This is a genomic window from Psychrosphaera sp. F3M07, from assembly GCF_018860345.1.
GTDB lineage: Bacteria > Pseudomonadota > Gammaproteobacteria > Enterobacterales > Alteromonadaceae > Psychrosphaera > Psychrosphaera aquimarina.
The window spans coordinates 1-2,215 of the sequence record NZ_JAHKPJ010000027.1; the positions used below are offsets into that span (position 1 = coordinate 1).

A 2,215-nucleotide genomic window follows, 5' to 3' on the forward strand; every position below is an offset into this window, starting at 1 on the left:
GTATAAATTCGTTCAGAAGCTGGGTTGGTACGGGTTAAGTCGAGTAAGAGGAAAAGTACAATATGCAGACCTAGGAGCGGAAAACTGGAAACCTATCAGCAACTTACATGATATGTCATCTAGTCACTCAAAGACTTTAGGCTATAAGAGGCTGACTAAAAGCAATCCAATCTCATGCCAAATTCTATTGTATAAATCTCGCTCTAAAGGCCGAAAAAATCAGCGCTCGACACGGACTCATTGTCACCACCCGTCACCTAAAATCTACTCAGCGTCGGCAAAGGAGCCATGGGTTCTAGCAACTAACTTACCTGTTGAAATTCGAACACCCAAACAACTTGTTAATATCTATTCGAAGCGAATGCAGATTGAAGAAACCTTCCGAGACTTGAAAAGTCCTGCCTACGGACTAGGCCTACGCCATAGCCGAACGAGCAGCTCAGAGCGTTTTGATATCATGCTGCTAATCGCCCTGATGCTTCAACTAACATGTTGGCTTGCGGGCGTTCATGCTCAGAAACAAGGTTGGGACAAGCACTTCCAGGCTAACACAGTCAGAAATCGAAACGTACTCTCAACAGTTCGCTTAGGCATGGAAGTTTTGCGGCATTCTGGCTACACAATAACAAGGGAAGACTTACTCGTGGCTGCAACCCTACTAGCTCAAAATTTATTCACACATGGTTACGCTTTGGGGAAATTATGAGGGGATCTCTCAGCGCCCGGTAGTGATCTTATTTCATTATGGTGAAAGTTGGAACCTCTTACGTGCCGATCAACGTCTCATTTTCGCCAAAAGTTGGCCCAGGGCTTCCCGGTATCAACAGGGACACCAGGATTTATTTATTCTGCGAAGTGATCTTCCGTCACAGGTATTTATTCGGCGCAAAGTGCGTCGGGTGATGCTGCCAACTTACTGATTTAGTGTATGATGGTGTTTTTGAGGTGCTCCAGTGGCTTCTGTTTCTATCAGCTGTCCCTCCTGTTCAGCTACTGACGGGGTGGTGCGTAACGGCAAAAGCACCGCCGGACATCAGCGCCATTCGCCATTCAGGCTGCGCAACTGTTGGGAAGGGCGATCGGTGCGGGCCTCTTCGCTATTACGCCAGCTGGCGAAAGGGGGATGTGCTGCAAGGCGATTAAGTTGGGTAACGCCAGGGTTTTCCCAGTCACGACGTTGTAAAACGACGGCCAGTGCCAAGCTTGCATGCCTGCAGCCGCCAAGCCTCGCAGAGCAGGATTCCCGTTGAGCACCGCCAGGTGCGAATAAGGGACAGTGAAGAAGGAACACCCGCTCGCGGGTGGGCCTACTTCACCTATCCTGCCCGGCTGACGCCGTTGGATACACCAAGGAAAGTCTACACGAACCCTTTGGCAAAATCCTGTATATCGTGCGAAAAAGGATGGATATACCGAAAAAATCGCTATAATGACCCCGAAGCAGGGTTATGCAGCGGAAAAGCGCTGTCTAGATTACTTGTACAGCTCGTCCATGCCGCCGGTGGAGTGGCGGCCCTCGGCGCGTTCGTACTGTTCCACGATGGTGTAGTCCTCGTTGTGGGAGGTGATGTCCAACTTGATGTTGACGTTGTAGGCGCCGGGCAGCTGCACGGGCTTCTTGGCCTTGTAGGTGGTCTTGACCTCAGCGTCGTAGTGGCCGCCGTCCTTCAGCTTCAGCCTCTGCTTGATCTCGCCCTTCAGGGCGCCGTCCTCGGGGTACATCCGCTCGGAGGAGGCCTCCCAGCCCATGGTCTTCTTCTGCATTACGGGGCCGTCGGAGGGGAAGTTGGTGCCGCGCAGCTTCACCTTGTAGATGAACTCGCCGTCCTGCAGGGAGGAGTCCTGGGTCACGGTCACCACGCCGCCGTCCTCGAAGTTCATCACGCGCTCCCACTTGAAGCCCTCGGGGAAGGACAGCTTCAAGTAGTCGGGGATGTCGGTGGGGTGCTTCACGTAGGCCTTGGAGCCGTACATGAACTGAGGGGACAGGATGTCCCAGGCGAAGGGCAGGGGGCCACCCTTGGTCACCTTCAGCTTGGCGGTCTGGGTGCCCTCGTAGGGGCGGCCCTCGCCCTCGCCCTCGATCTCGAACTCGTGGCCGTTCACGGAGCCCTCCATGTGCACCTTGAAGCGCATGAACTCCTTGATGATGGCCATGTTATCCTCCTCGCCCTTGCTCACCATGGTTGATTTGTTGTCAATAATTCCCGGATAC

Annotated in this window: 2 pseudogenes; both read left to right on the top strand. The window is 53.3% G+C overall.

The features are described 5' to 3' along the window. A pseudogene (locus KO505_RS16175) lies at positions 1 to 706 on the top strand (IS4-like element ISVsa5 family transposase); the annotation flags it as partial. Positions 707 to 953: 247 nt separating this feature from the next. Further along, a pseudogene (locus KO505_RS16180) lies at positions 954 to 1,073 on the top strand (IS1 family transposase); the annotation flags it as partial. Between the last annotated feature and the right edge of the window lie 1,142 nt (positions 1,074 to 2,215).